At 66.9% G+C, this 15269-nt stretch carries 15 protein-coding genes; 9 read left to right on the top strand and 6 right to left on the bottom strand.

From position 1 onward, the window contains the following. Positions 1–20: 20 nt before the first annotated feature. The gene (locus BJ987_RS31050; protein WP_209896630.1) at positions 21–974 is read right to left on the bottom strand and encodes a methyltransferase; all 954 of its coding nucleotides are present in this window, start codon (positions 972–974) and stop codon (positions 21–23) included. Between the two features lie 201 nt (positions 975–1175). On the opposite strand from BJ987_RS31050, the gene BJ987_RS31045 reads away from it, so the two are divergent. Genes BJ987_RS31045 through BJ987_RS31035 form a run of 3 tightly spaced genes read left to right on the top strand, consistent with a single transcriptional unit; the run spans position 1176 to position 3756 of the window. Continuing rightward, positions 1176–1493: a hypothetical protein gene (locus tag BJ987_RS31045; protein ID WP_209896629.1), complete on the top strand. Its 318-nt coding sequence runs from the start codon at positions 1176–1178 to the stop codon at positions 1491–1493. Between the two features lie 3 nt (positions 1494–1496). After that, positions 1497–2657, top strand: a complete 1161-nt coding sequence (locus BJ987_RS31040) for a hypothetical protein (protein ID WP_209896628.1) — start codon at positions 1497–1499, stop codon at positions 2655–2657. Positions 2658–2664: 7 nt separating this feature from the next. Continuing rightward, positions 2665–3756, top strand: a complete 1092-nt coding sequence (locus BJ987_RS31035) for a DUF8176 domain-containing protein (protein WP_209896627.1) — start codon at positions 2665–2667, stop codon at positions 3754–3756. A gap of 7 nt (positions 3757–3763) precedes the next feature. Here BJ987_RS31035 and BJ987_RS31030 read toward each other — a convergent pair whose 3' ends face one another. Then, on the bottom strand, positions 3764–5233 hold the full coding sequence (locus BJ987_RS31030; RefSeq protein WP_307869810.1) for an SDR family oxidoreductase: 1470 nt from the start codon (positions 5231–5233) through the stop codon (positions 3764–3766). Between the two features lie 110 nt (positions 5234–5343). Here BJ987_RS31030 and BJ987_RS31025 point away from each other — a divergent pair, with 110 nt between their 5' ends. Continuing rightward, entirely contained in the window at positions 5344–6186 is an 843-nt protein-coding gene (locus BJ987_RS31025; protein ID WP_209896625.1) for a MerR family transcriptional regulator, read from the top strand. 5 nt (positions 6187–6191) lie between these two features. On the opposite strand, the gene BJ987_RS31020 is transcribed toward BJ987_RS31025, so the two are convergent. The 4 genes from BJ987_RS31020 to BJ987_RS31005 all read right to left on the bottom strand — a co-directional run bounded on the left by BJ987_RS31020 (position 6192) and on the right by BJ987_RS31005 (position 11399). Next, positions 6192–6773: a lipocalin family protein gene (locus tag BJ987_RS31020; protein WP_209896624.1), complete on the bottom strand. Its 582-nt coding sequence runs from the start codon at positions 6771–6773 to the stop codon at positions 6192–6194. A gap of 90 nt (positions 6774–6863) precedes the next feature. Then, the gene (locus BJ987_RS31015; protein ID WP_209896623.1) at positions 6864–8189 is read right to left on the bottom strand and encodes a cryptochrome/photolyase family protein; all 1326 of its coding nucleotides are present in this window, start codon (positions 8187–8189) and stop codon (positions 6864–6866) included. Positions 8190–8235: 46 nt separating this feature from the next. Beyond that, positions 8236–9789, bottom strand: a complete 1554-nt coding sequence (locus BJ987_RS31010) for an acyl-CoA carboxylase subunit beta (protein ID WP_209896622.1) — start codon at positions 9787–9789, stop codon at positions 8236–8238. Between the two features lie 134 nt (positions 9790–9923). Beyond that, entirely contained in the window at positions 9924–11399 is a 1476-nt protein-coding gene (locus BJ987_RS31005; protein ID WP_245366208.1) for an APC family permease, read from the bottom strand. A gap of 93 nt (positions 11400–11492) precedes the next feature. On the opposite strand from BJ987_RS31005, the gene BJ987_RS31000 reads away from it, so the two are divergent. The 5 genes from BJ987_RS31000 to BJ987_RS37545 all read left to right on the top strand — a co-directional run bounded on the left by BJ987_RS31000 (position 11493) and on the right by BJ987_RS37545 (position 15240). Then, entirely contained in the window at positions 11493–12050 is a 558-nt protein-coding gene (locus BJ987_RS31000) for a DUF3558 domain-containing protein (RefSeq protein WP_307869809.1), read from the top strand. A gap of 29 nt (positions 12051–12079) precedes the next feature. Further along, positions 12080–12475, top strand: a complete 396-nt coding sequence (locus BJ987_RS30995; protein ID WP_209896620.1) for a hypothetical protein — start codon at positions 12080–12082, stop codon at positions 12473–12475. Between the two features lie 18 nt (positions 12476–12493). Then, complete coding sequence (locus tag BJ987_RS30990; protein WP_209896619.1) at positions 12494–13831, top strand: PPE domain-containing protein; 1338 nt, start codon at positions 12494–12496, stop codon at positions 13829–13831. Next, the gene (locus BJ987_RS30985) at positions 13828–14589 is read left to right on the top strand and encodes an ESX secretion-associated protein EspG (RefSeq protein ID WP_209896618.1); all 762 of its coding nucleotides are present in this window, start codon (positions 13828–13830) and stop codon (positions 14587–14589) included. The genes BJ987_RS30990 and BJ987_RS30985 overlap by 4 nt, the downstream gene beginning before the upstream one ends. Before the next feature lie 324 nt (positions 14590–14913). Next, a complete protein-coding gene (locus BJ987_RS37545) occupies positions 14914–15240 on the top strand; it encodes a hypothetical protein (RefSeq protein WP_245366207.1) in 327 nt (108 codons plus the stop codon). The last annotated feature ends 29 nt before the right edge of the window (positions 15241–15269 follow it).

Raw genomic sequence — 15269 nt, 5'->3', positions numbered from 1 at the left:
CAGCAGGCAGCGCTGATCGGTCAAGTCGACGACGGATTCGAGACCCAAGCCGTGCGCTGCGGCGAGCGCGCGGAATTCGTCGATCCGACGCTCGCGCCCCCGAAGATGACCAGCATCGCGAGATCGAATTCGGTACCGGCGCGGCGGCCACCCACAGGTTCGATCACCAGGATGCGGCTGCTCGGATCCGCGGCTTCCACACAGCGCTCGAGGATCCGATGCGCGTGTTCATCGTCCCAGTCGTGCAGGATGTCGCACAGCAAATAGGCTTGTGCGCCGCGCGGCAGCGGATCGAAGAAGCTCTGTGCGGTTACCTCGGCTCGATCGGCGACCCGGTACTCGGCAAGGGTGGCCCGGGCCTCGGTCGCCGTGGGATCGAGATCGACAAGGTGCCCGCGGACGCGCGAATGACCGGCGAGAATCGCGGCCAGCAGATCACCGCGACCACCACCGACATCGACAATGCCGGCGAAGCGATCCCAATCGAAGCCCGCGACGATCTGCGGCACCTGCTCACGAAGCCGATCCCGCATCTGCTGATCGAAAGACGTTCGCAGCTGGGGAAATGCAGCGAGATCCGCCCAGAAGTCCTGCCCATACCGGCGTGCGTAGCCCGCTTCGCCCGTGCCGACGCTGTGCGGTAGCTCTACGAACGCCAACTCGGCACGCCCACCGGCCATACCCAGGTGCAACAAGTTGACCAGCCCGTTGCCGGCATCGCTACACAGCTCCGCGCCGAACTCGGTAGTCGAATACCTTGCGGCTTCCCGCCGAACGATCCCCAGCGTCTCGAGGTGTCCCACAAGCACCCTGAGCCCCACCACGGAAACGTTCAATTCCCCCGCGACTTCCTCGACAGCGGCGCCCTCTCCACGCAGTCGATCCGGCAGTCCCAAGGTCACCGCAACCCGCAACGCCATCGGCGTGGCCAACCCGGCCAACTTTCGAATCTCGGCAACATGATCCCCGTTCACGAAGATCGAGGGTGGCATGCTTCGCCGGAAAGTGCGGACTGATCCACTGGAACATGGTGCAGTCGGTGCTCGGTTGTCGGCGGGGCAGGATATTCTGGGCCTCACCGGATCTCGCTCGCCAGGTTTCCGAGATTCCGCCCGGCGGAGGGAGCAGTAAGGTGGTAGCTCACGTCCTGTTGATTGATGCTTTCAGGGGGGTTCATGTCTGAGTTGAATGTCGACCCTGAGGCCGTTGCCACCTATGCCGCCGCGGCCGCCGAGGTTTCGGGGCTGCTGGGGACTACGGCCAGTAATACCGATACCGCCGCGGGTGCGGATCTGTCCGGGCTCGGCCTGCTCGGCGCCGATTTCGCGCAGGCGTGGACGGGTGCGGCCCAGTCGCACGCCGATACGGTGCGCACGGCCGCGGCGCTCATCGACGCGCACGCCACGCTGATCAGTGCCTTCGCCGACCGGGTGCAGGGTATCGATGCCGCCACGGCCGCGGCGGTGGCGCGGCTCACCGACCAGGAGAGCTGAGCGATGGCCAAGAGCAACGACCATGCCACGGTGCAGGCCTTGATCGCGCCGCTGTTACAACTACGGGACGCGGTGGGCGACGGTAGCGAACCGAGCGCGGAAACCACCGCGGCCCTGGTCGCCGCCGCCGAAGCGGCCGAGTCCACCGAATCCCCGGTGCGCACAGGCATTTACCAGCTGGAGTCGACCGAGAGCGCCGAAGTGGTGCTGCCGACGGTGAAGAAGACCGGGTCGCAGGTGTCCACGCTGGGCGCCAGCACCACGCAGCTGCGAACGCTGCTCACCAAGGCCTACGACACCCGCGCGACGGCGGCGAGCAAGCTGGACGAGCTGATCGCCGCGTTCCGCGCCAAGGCCAATCCGATGGCGAAATCGGCGCAGTCGCAAGCCGATGTCGACAAGATCATCCGGCTGGCCCGCGACTACATCGCCGACGGCATCAGCGTCGTCGACACCGCTCGTGCGGAGATGTCCGCGCTGCAGCGCCAGGCCAACGCGCTCACCAACAACAACACCCAGGACACCTCGACCCTGCGGAACTACCTGTCGCGCAGCGGTATCGGCGGTGACGATTTCGACGACGGCCAGAACGAGGACGACGTCTCCGACGCGCAGACCGCGCTGCAGAAGGCGCTGATCAGCGCCGGCGTGACGCTGGGCAAAGAGGTGATCAGCGCCGGGGTCACCCTGGGCACCGAGATCATCGACGCGCTGGTGTCACTGGGCACCGAGGCCATCGACAAGGCGGCGGGCCTGGGGGAGAGGGCGATGGACCACGCCGCGACCACCGCGCAGCAAGCGATGTTCCCCGACACCGCCAACCCGAACAACGCCAACCCGGCCACCACCAATCCGTCTACCAGCACCAGTCCGAGCACCAACGGCAACGGCGGCCAAGGCCCGTTCGCGCTCAACAGCAACGGCTCCCAGAAGCCCGCCGACACCACCCCGTCGACGCAACCCAGACCGACCACACACGCCCCGGTCATCGCGCCCGACCAGGACAAGCCGGCTCCGGCCCCGGCGGCTCCCGCCCCGGCCAATCCCGCGCCGGGACAGGGTGTTGTGGTGCCGCCCCTCGCGAAGCCGCCCGCGCAAGGCCAGGACCAGGAACAGCCGAGGCCGCGCACCGGTCAGCTCGGCGTCACCCCGCAACCGTCGTGAGGTGAGGATGGCCCGTCCAACCTCCCGGCGCCGGAAGATCCGCCGCCAGCCTCCACCCGCGGTCACGCCACCGGCGTCGGACAATCCGTTCGTCCTGCCGGGCCTGCCCGCGTTCCCGGGCCTGAAAAGGCCCGGCTCCGGAACGTTGAAGCGCGCGGCGAAGCGCCGCCGCCGCTCGGAGCGCGAATTCGAGGAGCCGTTCGACCCGGAGAAATTCGCCGAGCAATGGAACCACTCCACCCCGCCGCCCCCACTGCCGCCGGAAAACGGTGACGCCAGCTGGGCCGGTGAATGGGAAGACTGGATGAGCGATCCCGCTCATAAGGCCCCGGAATCCGAAGCAGCCGAAATCGATCTTCCCGCCGATGATTTCGACGCCGACGAGCCGGACTGGGACATCCCCGACGACTACGACGACACCACCGACTACTCCGACAACGGCAGCGCCGCCCGCGCGGCTTTTCGGGACCGCTCCGGTGGCGGCGGCATCCTGCGCGCGGCAGCCGACCGCAACCGCAGCGCATGGTCGGCGCGCAGCGGCGCCTCGAAGGCGGTCAGCATTCTGATCGGAGTGCTGGTGTGGGTGGCGGTGATCGGCGTGGTGGTGCTGGTGATCACGGCCAACACGCGCACCGAGCAGCCACCCGTAGCGACCGGCCCGGTCAGCACCACCACCGGAGCGCCCGTCTCGTCCGTCCCGTCGTCACCGTGGGGTCACGCCACCACCGGCTGCACCAAAACCCGCACGCCGGGCGCGGCGGTCGGGGCCGAGCCCGGCTCCACCACGGACCCGGTCGACGTCATCTTCGGCTTCGAGTGGGCGTACTACGTCGACCGCAGCGCCGCCAAAGCCCGCTCCTACACCACTCCCGACGCCAAACTGCCCTCCGCCGAGACGATTCAGAAGGGCATCGACAAGCAGCCCAACGGAACCCAATACTGCGTGTATCTGACGCAAGCGGACAAAGACGGCAATGTCTGGAACGTCGAGCTGCACGAGAAGTGGCCTGGCGACCGGGAACCGCAGAAGTATGGGCAGACCATCACCACCGCCCGCGTCGGCGACCGCACCCTGATCACCGCCATCACGGCGAAGTGAGCACGCCTCAGCTCACCGCCCGCTCGGCGGCGCCGGTGATGTTGCGCACCATGCCGCCGAAGATGACGGCGTGGAACGGTGAAATGGCTTTCCAGTACAGGTGACCCGCGAGTCCGTGGGGTTCGAAGAGCGCGCGCTGGTGGTAGCGGGTGCGGCCGTCCGGGCCGGTGGTGACAGAGAGCTCCAGCCAAGCCCGCCCGGGAACCTTCATCTCGGCGCGCAGCCGCAGCAGGTTCGGGCGGTCGAGGTGTTCCACTCGCCACCAGTCCAGCGCCTCGCCTTCGCGCAGGCGATGCGGGTCGCGGCGTCCGCGCCGCAGCCCGGCTCCGCCCGCCAGCCGGTCGATCCATCCGCGCAGCGACCACGCCAGCGGGAAGGAATACCAGCCGTTCTCGCCGCCGATGGCTTCCAGAACAGCCCACAGTGTGGCGGGATCGGCGCTGGTTACGCCTTCGCGCACATCGGAATACAGGGAACCGCCGGCCCAGTCCGGGTCGGTGGGCAGCGGGTCGGACGGAGCGCCGACGAGATCGGCGTCCGACCATCGGGTGGGAATGTCGAGATCGCGAATCTTGTTGAGCGCCAACTCGACTGCCCGCCGGTAGGTGGTGAGCCCACCGGCCGGGTCCGGAATGTGGTCCGCGATGCGGTGGTCGGCGCAGACGACGTCGTTGACGAGCGATTCCATGAGCGGCACCGCGATGGCCCGCGGTACCGGGGTCACCAGGTTCACCCACTGGGCCGACAACCACGGGGTCAGCACCGGAACGGGCACGATCACCCGGCGCGGTAGTCCGGCCACGGAGGCGTAGTCGCGCATCATGCTCAGGTAGGTCAGCACGTCGGGGCCACCGATATCGAACGCGCCGTCGACCTCGGCCGGGAGTTCGGCCGCCCGTACCAGGTAATACAGCACGTCCCGCACCGCGATCGGCTGGATGCGATTGCGCACCCAGCGCGGTGTCACCATGACCGGCAGTCGTTCGGTGAGATAGCGCAGCATTTCGAAGCTGGCCGAGCCGGATCCGATGATCACCGCCGCCCGCAGCACCGCGGCCGGTGTCCGCGCCTCGAGCAGGATCTCGCCGACCTCCGCTCGCGAGGCCAGGTGCCGGGACAGCGTCTGGCCCTCCGGCGTGATTCCGCCCAGATACACCAGTCGGGCCAGTCCCGCCCGATCCGCTTCGGCGGCGACGATCCGGGCCGCGTCGCGATCCACGCTGTCGAAGTCGGCCCGGGTCAGCGAATGCACCAGGTAGTACAAGACGTCTTGCCCCGCCAGGGCCGCGCGAACGTCCGCTTCGCGAGTGACGTCCCCGCGCACGACCTCGACCTGCTCGCGCCAGGGGACCTCTTGCAACTTGCGCGGATCGCGAGCCAGCACCCGGACCGAATGGCCCGCGCTCAGCAACTCCGGAACCAGGCGGCCACCGATGTACCCGGTAGCGCCGAAGACGACACAATGCACGCGGATCACCTCTCCCGTTCGGTGCCGGCGGGCAGGTTGCCGTCGGCGCGGTCGAGCAGCACGCGACTCGACCATAGCCATACCGGCGGCCGCTGCGGCACGCCAGGCACAATCAGGACATGCCAGACGGTCCGAAACTCACATCCGAGCACGCCGGCTATTCGGTACGCGCGGTGGCCGAACGGCTCGGGATTCCGACCGCCACGCTGCGGAGCTGGAACCGGCGTTACCGGATCGGTCCGCAGCAGGACCGACCCGGGCAGCACCGCCTCTACACCGAGGCCGATATCGCGGTGCTGACCCGCATGGTGGATCTCATCAAGGCCGGCGCGACCGCCGCGGGAGCCGCCGCGACGGTCCGCGGCCCCGCGCTGCCGCTCGGCGACAAGGCCGCGCTGCTGACTGCCGCGTTCGCTCTGGAGAGCTGGTCGGTCTGCGCGCTGCTGGAGACGCATCTGCGTGACTACGGCGTGATCGAGACCTGGGATCGATTGTGCCGCCCGGCATTCGCGGACATCGTGGACCGGCAACTCGATGGCGAGGGCTGCGTCGACGTGGAACATCTGTTGTCCTGGTGCATCATCGCCACACTGCACCGCGCCGCGCCGCCGCCCGGGACGCCACCCAGACCCCTGGTGCTGGCCTGCACCAGCGGCGAAAACCATTCGCTGCCAATGGAAGTCCTGCGCGCCGCGCTCGCCGAGCGCGGGGTCGGCGCGCACATGCTCGGCCCGGATGTGCCGACCGCCGCGTTGAGCGACACCCTGGCCCGGCTTCCGGGCCCGGCCACGGTGCTGCTGTGGTCGCAGCAGGAGGCAACCGCGCTCACCTCGGCCTTGCGCGCCTGTCTCGAGGTGGGCGCGACCGTCTATGTGGGTGGTCCCGGGTGGGACACGTTGATTCTCCCCGGCGAGGTCACCCCGATCGCGAGTCTCACCGAGGCGGTGGAACGGCTGCGCTGAACGGGTCAGCGCGTGCACAACGGCGCGATCTCCGCGGCGCCGCCGGTGGTGGGTGAAGTGAGGAACAGGCAGGAGTCCACGCCGGCCGCCGCGATCGCCGCTCGGACATCGGTCCACTGGCCGGCGCTGAGCGCGGCCGCGCGCGCGAGCACGAAACCGGCCGTGCGTTCCGGATTGACCACGAGGGCCCACGAGTAATCCGGATCAATCGCGGTGACAACGTAATTCGTGCGCGGATCGCTCTCGTCGCGGAAGCTGACCGCCAACTGCGCCTGAGTCGCCGGATCGGTCACCCTCGCCACTCCGGCGATCTCGTTGCCGCCGCCCCACCAGGTGGTACAGGAGTTCCGGACGGCGATGTCGCCGTTCGGCGTCAAGCTGTAGTTCGCCCGGGTGTCGCGCGCGCAGACGAGGTTGAACGGCTGCGGGATCGCCGCCAGCTGCCGCCAGTCGCCGAGGTACCGCTCGACCTCCAACCGTGGTATCGGTGTCACCGGCTCGGCCTGGGCGGACGCGGGGGCGGTCGCGAGCGCGATGCCCAAACCGGCCATGACCGATGCCGCCCGCAGGGCGCGATTGCTGTTCATGCGTTCCTCCACCTGACGTCTGTATGCGATCGACGGACGACATACCCGGAGTACTGCCCGACAAACGATGCGATTTTGATGCAAACGGCGTCACATGCCACGGAATTCGACGATCGGCGGCGGATACGTCGAGGCGGGCACCCCGGCGCGCCACGGGCGGTGCACATCCGCGCCGGGCAAGTGTGCGAGCTCGGGCAGCCAGCGTCGCGCGTACACGCCGTCGGGGTCATAACGATCGGCCTGGCGCAGCGGGTTCAGCACGCGACTGGATCGGGTGTCGGTGCCGGTCCCGGCGACCCACTGCCAGTTCATCCGGTTGTTCGCCAGGTCGGCGTCGACGAGCCAGCGTTCGAAATGTTCGGCGCCCAGCCGCCAGTCCACCTTCAGCGTCTTGCTCAGGAAGCTGGCCGCGATCAAGCGCGCCCGGCCGGGCATCCAGCCCTGCGCCAGCAACTGCCGCATCGCCGCGTCGACCACCGGATATCCGGTCCGCCCGGCCTGCCAGGCCGCCAAGCCGTCCGGTTCGTGCACCCAGGACCGGCTCTCCGAGCGGTAATCCCGCGTGGCGACCTCCGGCCGGTCGGCGAGCACCTGATGGTGGAAGTCCCGCCAGGCCACCTGCCGCACGAAGGCGTGCCCGCCGCTGGTCGCGGCGTCGGTGCGGTGCACCACCTCGGCAGGTGACAGACAGCCGAAATGCAGATAGGGGGACAGCCGCGAAGTGCCCTCGAACGCGAGTGCGTCCTTCCGCTCGGCGTAGTAGTAGACGGGCCCGGAAAGCCAGTGCGCCAGCAGTTTTCGCCCGGTGACCTCACCGCCGACAGACAGGCCCGGCGACGCGGGGTCCGCGCAGAGATCGCCGAGTTCGGGGATCGGATCACTCGCGATCGCAGGCACGACGAGCCGGTCCGGGGCGGGCAGCGGCCGCCGCATGGGCGTCTCGATCCAGCGGCGGAAGTATGGGGTGAAGATCGCGTAGTGGCCGCGGCCGGTATCCGGCTTCACCTCGGCCGGATCGACGGCCGTGATCGACGCCGCGTGCGTCCGCACCCGGCAGCCGGTAGGCGAAAGACGTTCCCACAGTGCGTTTTCCCGGCCCTGGCTGTACCGGCTGACATCCTCGGCGACGTGCACGGCGGACGCGCCGACCTCGGCCGCGACCTGCGCGACGACATCCACCGTCCGCCCGCGGCGCAGCACCAGCCGACCGCCCCGGGCGCGTAGTTCGTCGTCGAGTTCGGACAGCGCCGCCAGGAGAAACCGCAGTCGATTCGGCGCGTGCCGTGTCCGTCGCACGATTTCCTCGTCGAGGACGAACAGGGGCACCACCTCGGTTGCTTCGCGGGCGGCGGCGGTGAGCACGGGATTGTCCCGCAGGCGCAGGTCACGGGTGAACAGCGCGATGGAGGCCGGCATGCCTCCAGCCTACCCGCCTATTGATGCATAAACGATGCAGCCATGCCTACATGGGATACACCGGATGCTTGCGCGGGTTGAACTCCGGTTTGGTCGGCTGCTTGTCCCGCAACAGGCGCAAGGCGTGCCGGATCTCCAGCCGGGTGCGCGCCGGTTCGATGACCGCGTCGATGTAGCCGCGTTCGGCGGCGATCCACGGTGTCGCGATGGTCTCGTTGTACTGGTTGACCATGAACTCGCGCGCCGCCGCCCGATGCTCCTCCGGCACCGCCGCCAACTGTCGTTTGCCGATGAGGTCGACCGCGCTTTCCGCGCCGATCACCGCGATCCGGGCCGTCGGCCACGCGAAACTGATATCCGCGCCGACCTGCCGGGCCGCCATCATGCCGTAGGCGCCGCCATAGGACTTGCGCACCACCAGGTTGATGATCGGCACCGTGGCCTCGATGATCGCGCGCGGCACCCGGCCGCCGCGAATGATGACGCCGTTGGCCTCCTGCTCCAGACCCGGCAGCACGCCCGGAGTGTCGACGACGAAGACCAGGGGAATATTGAACGCATCGCAGAGCCGGATGAAGTAGGTCGACTTGTCCGAGCAGGCGGCGTCGGTCGAACCGCCCAGCACCAGCGGCTGATTCGCGATCACGCCGACCGGATATCCGTCCACCCGGGCGAATCCGGTGATCAGGTTCGGCGCGAAAGCCGCACGGACCTCGTGGAATTCACCGTCGTCGAAAATCCGCAGCAGGATCTCGTGCATGTCGTACCCGGTGCGATCGGAATCCGGGATGATCTTTTCCAGTTCGCGGTCGTAGGCGGTGATCTCCGGCTCCAGCCCCGGATTCACCACCGGCGGCTGCTCGAGACAGCTCGTCGGCATGTAGCTCAGATATTGCCGCGCCCAGTCGTAAGCCGCCTGCTCGGACTCGGCCACATGGTGCAGCGTGCCCCGCTTCGCCTGGACCTCGGCCCCACCGAGCGCCTCCGCCGAAATGTCCTCACCGTTGACCGCCTTGATCACCTCCGGCCCGGTGACGAACATGTACGAATCCGGCGTGCCGATGAGCACATCGGTGTTGATCGGCCCGTAAACCGAACCGGCCGCGCACTTTCCGAGAATGATCGAGACCTGCGGCACATACCCGGACAGCTTCTCCAGCACCCGCGAGATATCGCCGAACGACGCGATCGAACCCACCGCGTCCTGGATCCGCGCACCGCCGGAATCGTTGATCGTCACCACCGGGCAGGCATTGTCGAACGCGAGCTGTAGTGCCCGCATGAACTTGCGCGCGGACGTGATGCCGACCGAACCGCCGTACACGGTCTGATCATGGGCGATCACCACCACCGGACGGCCACCGATCAACCCGCGACCGGTGACCAGCCCGTCACCGTAGAGTGCGTCCGGCAGACCGGGCTGCCGCGCCAGCGCGCCCGTCTCCAGGAAAGTCCCGCGATCGAGCAGCATATTCACCCGCTCGCGGACACTCGGGATGCCCTTCTTCGCCCGCTTGGCGACACCGGCTTCACCTGCCGGTTCCGAGGCGATCGCCAGGATCTTTTCCAGCTCGTCCAGCTTCGCCCGGGTCCCAACCACTTTCGCCGCCACCTTCCCTGCAAACAATCGTGCCTTGGCGACGGTAAGCGGTGCGGGTGGCAGAACGGGTAGTCAGCCCGCAGATACGGGACACATCACAATCCGGCCGCCCGGTGGGTAGGGCATCTCAGCAATCAATCGGGCGGTTCTTGCGCCCCTTCCGTTTCGGTCAGTTCCGGGGCGAGTTCGCGAGTCGCCATGCCGCCGTCGCGGCCCTCATCACTGGGACCGGGCCGACCGCCCTTCGGCTCGCGGGTCTCCTCGTCGTCGATGTCCTTCTTCTCTGCCATGGGAATCCTCCTTTGTCGCTCCGCTGTACCCATTTCGGACCGTTTCGATCGGACCGCGTTGATCACCGCGAGCACCAGGCCCAAGGCGACCAGGATGAGGCCGCGCACCCAGACCTCACCTTCGATCCGCGTGAACAAGAACAGGCAAGACGCCAAACCCAGCCAGGGCACGATGGTCGGGATCCGGAAGTGATCGGGCTCGCCCTCCTCGCGGCGCAGCACCAGCACCGCCGCGTTGACGCTGCTGAAAACGAACAACAGCAGCAGCACCAATGTGGCTGCCAGCGAATCGACTTCGCCGGTCAGCGCGAGAATCAGCGACACCGCCGAGGTCGCCAGAATCGCCACCCACGGTGTGCGCCGGTTCGGCAGGACACGGCTGAGCACCGGCGGCAGCAGGCCGTCCTTGGCCATCCCGTACGCCAGCCGCGAAGACATGATGCCGGTGAGCAGCGCGCCATTCGCCACGGCGACCAAGGCGATCACGCTGAACAGCCAATCGGGCACACCGCCGGCGATACGAACCACTTCCAGCAGCGGCCCGCTGGACTGGGTCAACTGATCGGTGGCGACGGCAGCGCTGGCGACCACACCGATCAACACGTACACCACCCCGGCGGTGAGCAACGCCCCGAACAGTGCCGTGGGATAGGACCGCCGTGGATCCTTGACCTCCTCGGCCAAATTCACCGACGTCTCGAACCCGACGAAGGAATAGAACGCCAGCACCGTACCGGCCAGGACCGCGCCGAACGGCCCGTGGTCCGCGGTGCCGACCTGGGTGAGCCGGCTCAGATCCGCGTCGCCCCGCAAAATCACCCAGGCGCCCAGACCGATGATCAGGAGCAGCCCACTCAGTTCGACCAGCGTCGCCGCCACATTCGCGCCGAGCGACTCCTTGATCCCCCGAATATTGAGCGCGGCAAGCAACACCAGAAAGACCACGATGACCGCCAACGTCGGCAACGAAACCAGCGCCTGCAGATAGTCCCCCGCGAAACCCCTGGCCAGCGCACCCACCGACACCACACCCGCGGCGAGCATGCAGAAACCGATGAACGAACCGGCCGCCGGACCGAACGCGGTGTTCACGTAATGGGCCGAACCACCCGCCCGCGGATACTTCGTCGCCAGCTCGGCATACGACCCGGCCGTCAGCGTGGCCAACCCCAAAGCAAGCGCCAGCGGCAGCCAAACCGCCCCGCCCGACTTCCCCGCCACCGCCCCCACCAACACATACACACCCGCCCCGAGCACGTCCCCGAGGATGAAGAAATACAGCAACGGGGTGGTCACCGCTCGCTTCAACACGACAGCCATGCGAGGTCAATACCCAGATGATCTCTCCCGAAGCAGGGCCGTGGTCACCTGCTAGGGTCGCGGGGAAGATTCCATACGAGGGCCGGGGGTTGCATGCGAGTAATGGCGGCTGTGGCGGGGATGTGCGCAGTGCTTGTCGGGGCGGGGTGCTCGGGTACGGATGGGGGGACGGGGGGAACGGGGACGAGTCAGGCGCCGAGTAGTGCGAAGTTGAGCAAAGAGCAGTTGTGGGATCCGTGCAGTCTGCCGGATTCGGTGATCACCGCTACCGGGGCGGACCCGTCGACCAAGGACACCGATCCGGCCTTCGGCGAGCGCGGCGATTGGAAACTGTGCAGCTGGCGCGCGGACGGAACGGACGGACGTTGGGGCCATTTCATGCTGGTTGCGTCCACCACCAGAACGCTGGACGAATTCCGTAAGAATACATACTTCCACGATTTCAGTGACGTGAAGGTCGGGGATCGAGACGCCATGCAGTTCTATATCGGAACTCGTAAGCCGCCCACAGAATGTGCGCTTGCGTCGGAAACCAGCAAGGGGGTCGTTATGGTCAAGATCGCGAAATTTGTCGATAGCGAGACATCGACTGATCCTTGTGCGTTGGCGGTCCCGGCGGTTGAGCAGGTAGTTGGCTCCATCCCCCGCTGACGACGATATATGGAAAGGCGGGGTGGGCGATGGCAACTCCCGAGGCGCAGATCAAGGAATTTCAACGGTTGGCAGGCGAGGCGCAGGCCGGAAATTTCTACATCGAAGTAGGCGCGGCCAGGGACCTGGTCAATTATTGCAAAAATTACATAACTGAATTGCGTACCTTGGCGGGGCGGGCGGAAAATATCGTAGTCGTGGATTCTTTTAGCAACTTCGAGTCATCCCGGGCTCTCGGCGAGAAGTTCAGCGAGCTTGCCACGGGCGGTAGTGGTACCGGTTCCTATACAGCTGCGATCACTGAACATATCAAGATCCTTGAGGCGTTGGCGGATATGTACACCAAGGCCGGTGCCGCATTCGAGGCTGCCGATGCGGAGACTCAGGCTAAAATCAAAGCGCAGACCCACAAGCTGGACTGGTAACACACCGGGGGGAAGAGTATGACTTTCAATATGTTCCAGGGTGCTGTGGCGAATGTGGCTGGCCGCGTCACCGATCTCTTTAACGACGGCGTTTCACCGGTAAAGGCGGAAGAGGACGCGCAGTCCGCGGGAAATTCCGACCGCGATCGCATCTATGCTGAGAATCGGGCTCTTTCTACAGGGTTCAACGGCGAGTACGCCGATACGGTAGTCCCGCCGAAGATGGAAGTCTTCGTCGGTATGTCGCATTCCCGAATTATGGAATTCGTTGATGGGGTCGACTTAGGTCGGATGTGGCAGAGTGTGGAAGCTTGGAAGGACCTCGCGACAGCGACGAAGACCAATGGTGACACCTTTTACAACGCTACCAAGGTGAAAATGGACAGCGGCTGGTCAGGTTCAGCTGCTACGAGCGCCCTGGCCAGCGTAAAGGCCTATTTGGGTGACGTGCAAAAGGTGGAGCAGGCAGCCAACTTGATCGCGAATAAAATGGAGGAGGCCTTCACTGGGTTCAGTCAGGTGAAATACCAGGTGCCGCAACCATCCGAAGGACGCGAGGGCGGAAAACTCGCCAGCGTGGTCGGCTCGATCGGTGACGCCTTGCTGGGCGACGGCCAGGTCTCCGGGATGATCACCGGCAACGACGCGGGCCGCAAGAAGAACGCCGAGGACTTGGCGAACGAGGTGATGCGCACCGTGTACAAGCCGGTCGCGCTGCAGGCCGACGCGCAGGTCCCGAAGATTCCGACGCCGACCACTCCGGCCGCGCAGCCCGGCGCCGACATCCCCCAAAAGGGCGATGGAAATGGCAATGGGAACGGAAACGGGAATGGCAACCCGTCGACGCCGGGTTCGCAGAATCCGACGGAGACCGATCCGGCCAGCACAGAACCGGCGACCACCAACCCGACGAGTACCGATCCCGCGAGCACGAACCCGGCGAGTACCAACCCGGCAAGCACGAATCCGGCGAGTACCAACCCGGCCAGCACCAATCCGGCGAGCACCAACCCCGCGGGCACCGCCCCGGTCGGCACCAACCCGAGCCGACTCGGCACGGGCACTCCCCGCACCGGAACCGGCACCCCATCCTCGGGCACACCGGGCAAAGGCACCAGCGTTCCCGGCACCGGTGCCGGAAACCCGGCCGCCGCTGCCGCCGCCGCCAACTCCGGCAAGGCGAACTCGGCCGCTCGCTCCGGAATGCCCGGCATGGGTATGCCGGGCCGCGGCGGCCAGAACGGCCAGGATGACGAGTCCGAGCACAAGGCCCCCGACTACCTCTACGGCGTGCACGAGGAACTCCTCGGCCCCGATCGGAAGGCCGTCCCGCCGGTGATCGGCGGAGAAGCGTGACCGGCACCTGGGAGTTGGCTCCGATCGAATTCTGGGTTGCGTGGGAAGCGCTCGGCCGTGACCGCATGCCTTTTCCGCTCACTTTCGCCGCGGAGGTGGAGACCCAGGTCGAGTTCGACATCCAGCGTAAGGCGGCGGCGGAATCGTTGATGCGCGTTATCGGCAACGACGATTCGCTCTATCACGCCCTGCACGCTCTCGCGCACGCCGATGTCCGGGTCGAGCTGTTCGGTTACCGCCACGACGGTCGCGATCGGATGGTCCGCGCCTGTGCCGCGATCGAATCCGGCAACGGCGCGGTCGCCGCGCAACTACCGGGTGCGACGTTCGGCACCGGCGGCAATATCCGCATCGATCTGCGTCCCCCGCAGGCGGTGGTATCGCGCCTGCTCACCGTTCTCCCCGACACCGCCCCGGGTAAGGGTCCGAGTATCAACATCCATCGGGATGAACTCCATCGCCCGACCCGCATCAACTCCTACCGTCTTTCGCCCTCGGAACACGCGGTCCGCCAACTCAAACGCCCCTTCGGCACCTACGCCGAATTCCGGGTAGCCGCCGGTCCCTCCCTCAACGGCTGGCAGGAGGGCGGCACCCAGCTCTACGTCATCGATTATCGCGACGACGGCCGCTACCTGATCCGCGAGAACGAACGCATCGAAGCTGTCCCCAGCACCGCCGAGCACCTCCGCACGGCCATCGCGCGCCTGATCGACCAGGCCACCGCCTCGGCCCGCGAAACCGCCTGGCAACACTGACTATTCGACTGCGTTCCCTGCGCGCTCGAAGCGCGTCCGGTCGATGGGCGCGCTCTTCGTCACACGCTGCGTAACCACCGCGACGGTGGTTGCACGCAGCCGCCACTCCCCGGGGTGGCTTGTCTGGCAATCCTGCGCTTTATGTCGATCGCCGAGTGCTACCGCTGACCTCGTCTTCTATGCCGAGACCCTCACGGCCAGAAGCGAACTCGGTAACACGCCATTACGGACACGATGGAAAGCCGCACCGAAGCAGCCCACCGTCCCCTGATGGGCAACGGTCTCTCCGTCAAACGGACCGCGCGGTATGAGACTATCGAACCTATGTTCGAGTACTGGAGCGACGACTTCACGCGTCCACTGCGGCGAGTAGTGGACCCGCCGCAACCAGTACTCGTCGACCTGACGATCGCGCTCCCGTCCGCCGGAGCCTTCCGCCGCGACGCGGTGTCCATGCGGGTCAAAGCCGGTGGCCTGCACTTGGCCGCAGGAAAGGTTCCCGGTCTGCTGTACGCCTGGGCCCGCTGCACAGACGGAGCCTGGATCGGACTGGCCGGATTCGCGATTCCCACCGGGAACGGTCGTGGCCGAGTCGAAACCCGGCAATGGTGCCCAGCGCGCGCACTGTCACTGGTCCGCTCATCGCGGTAGCGCCCAACTGGCCCGGCCGCCCTGCCCGC

Origin of the sequence: Nocardia goodfellowii (assembly GCF_017875645.1) — a bacterium.
Classification (GTDB): domain Bacteria; phylum Actinomycetota; class Actinomycetes; order Mycobacteriales; family Mycobacteriaceae; genus Nocardia; species Nocardia goodfellowii.
The sequence above is the reverse complement of the archived record's forward strand: the minus strand, read 5'-3'. Positions and strand labels throughout refer to the sequence as shown.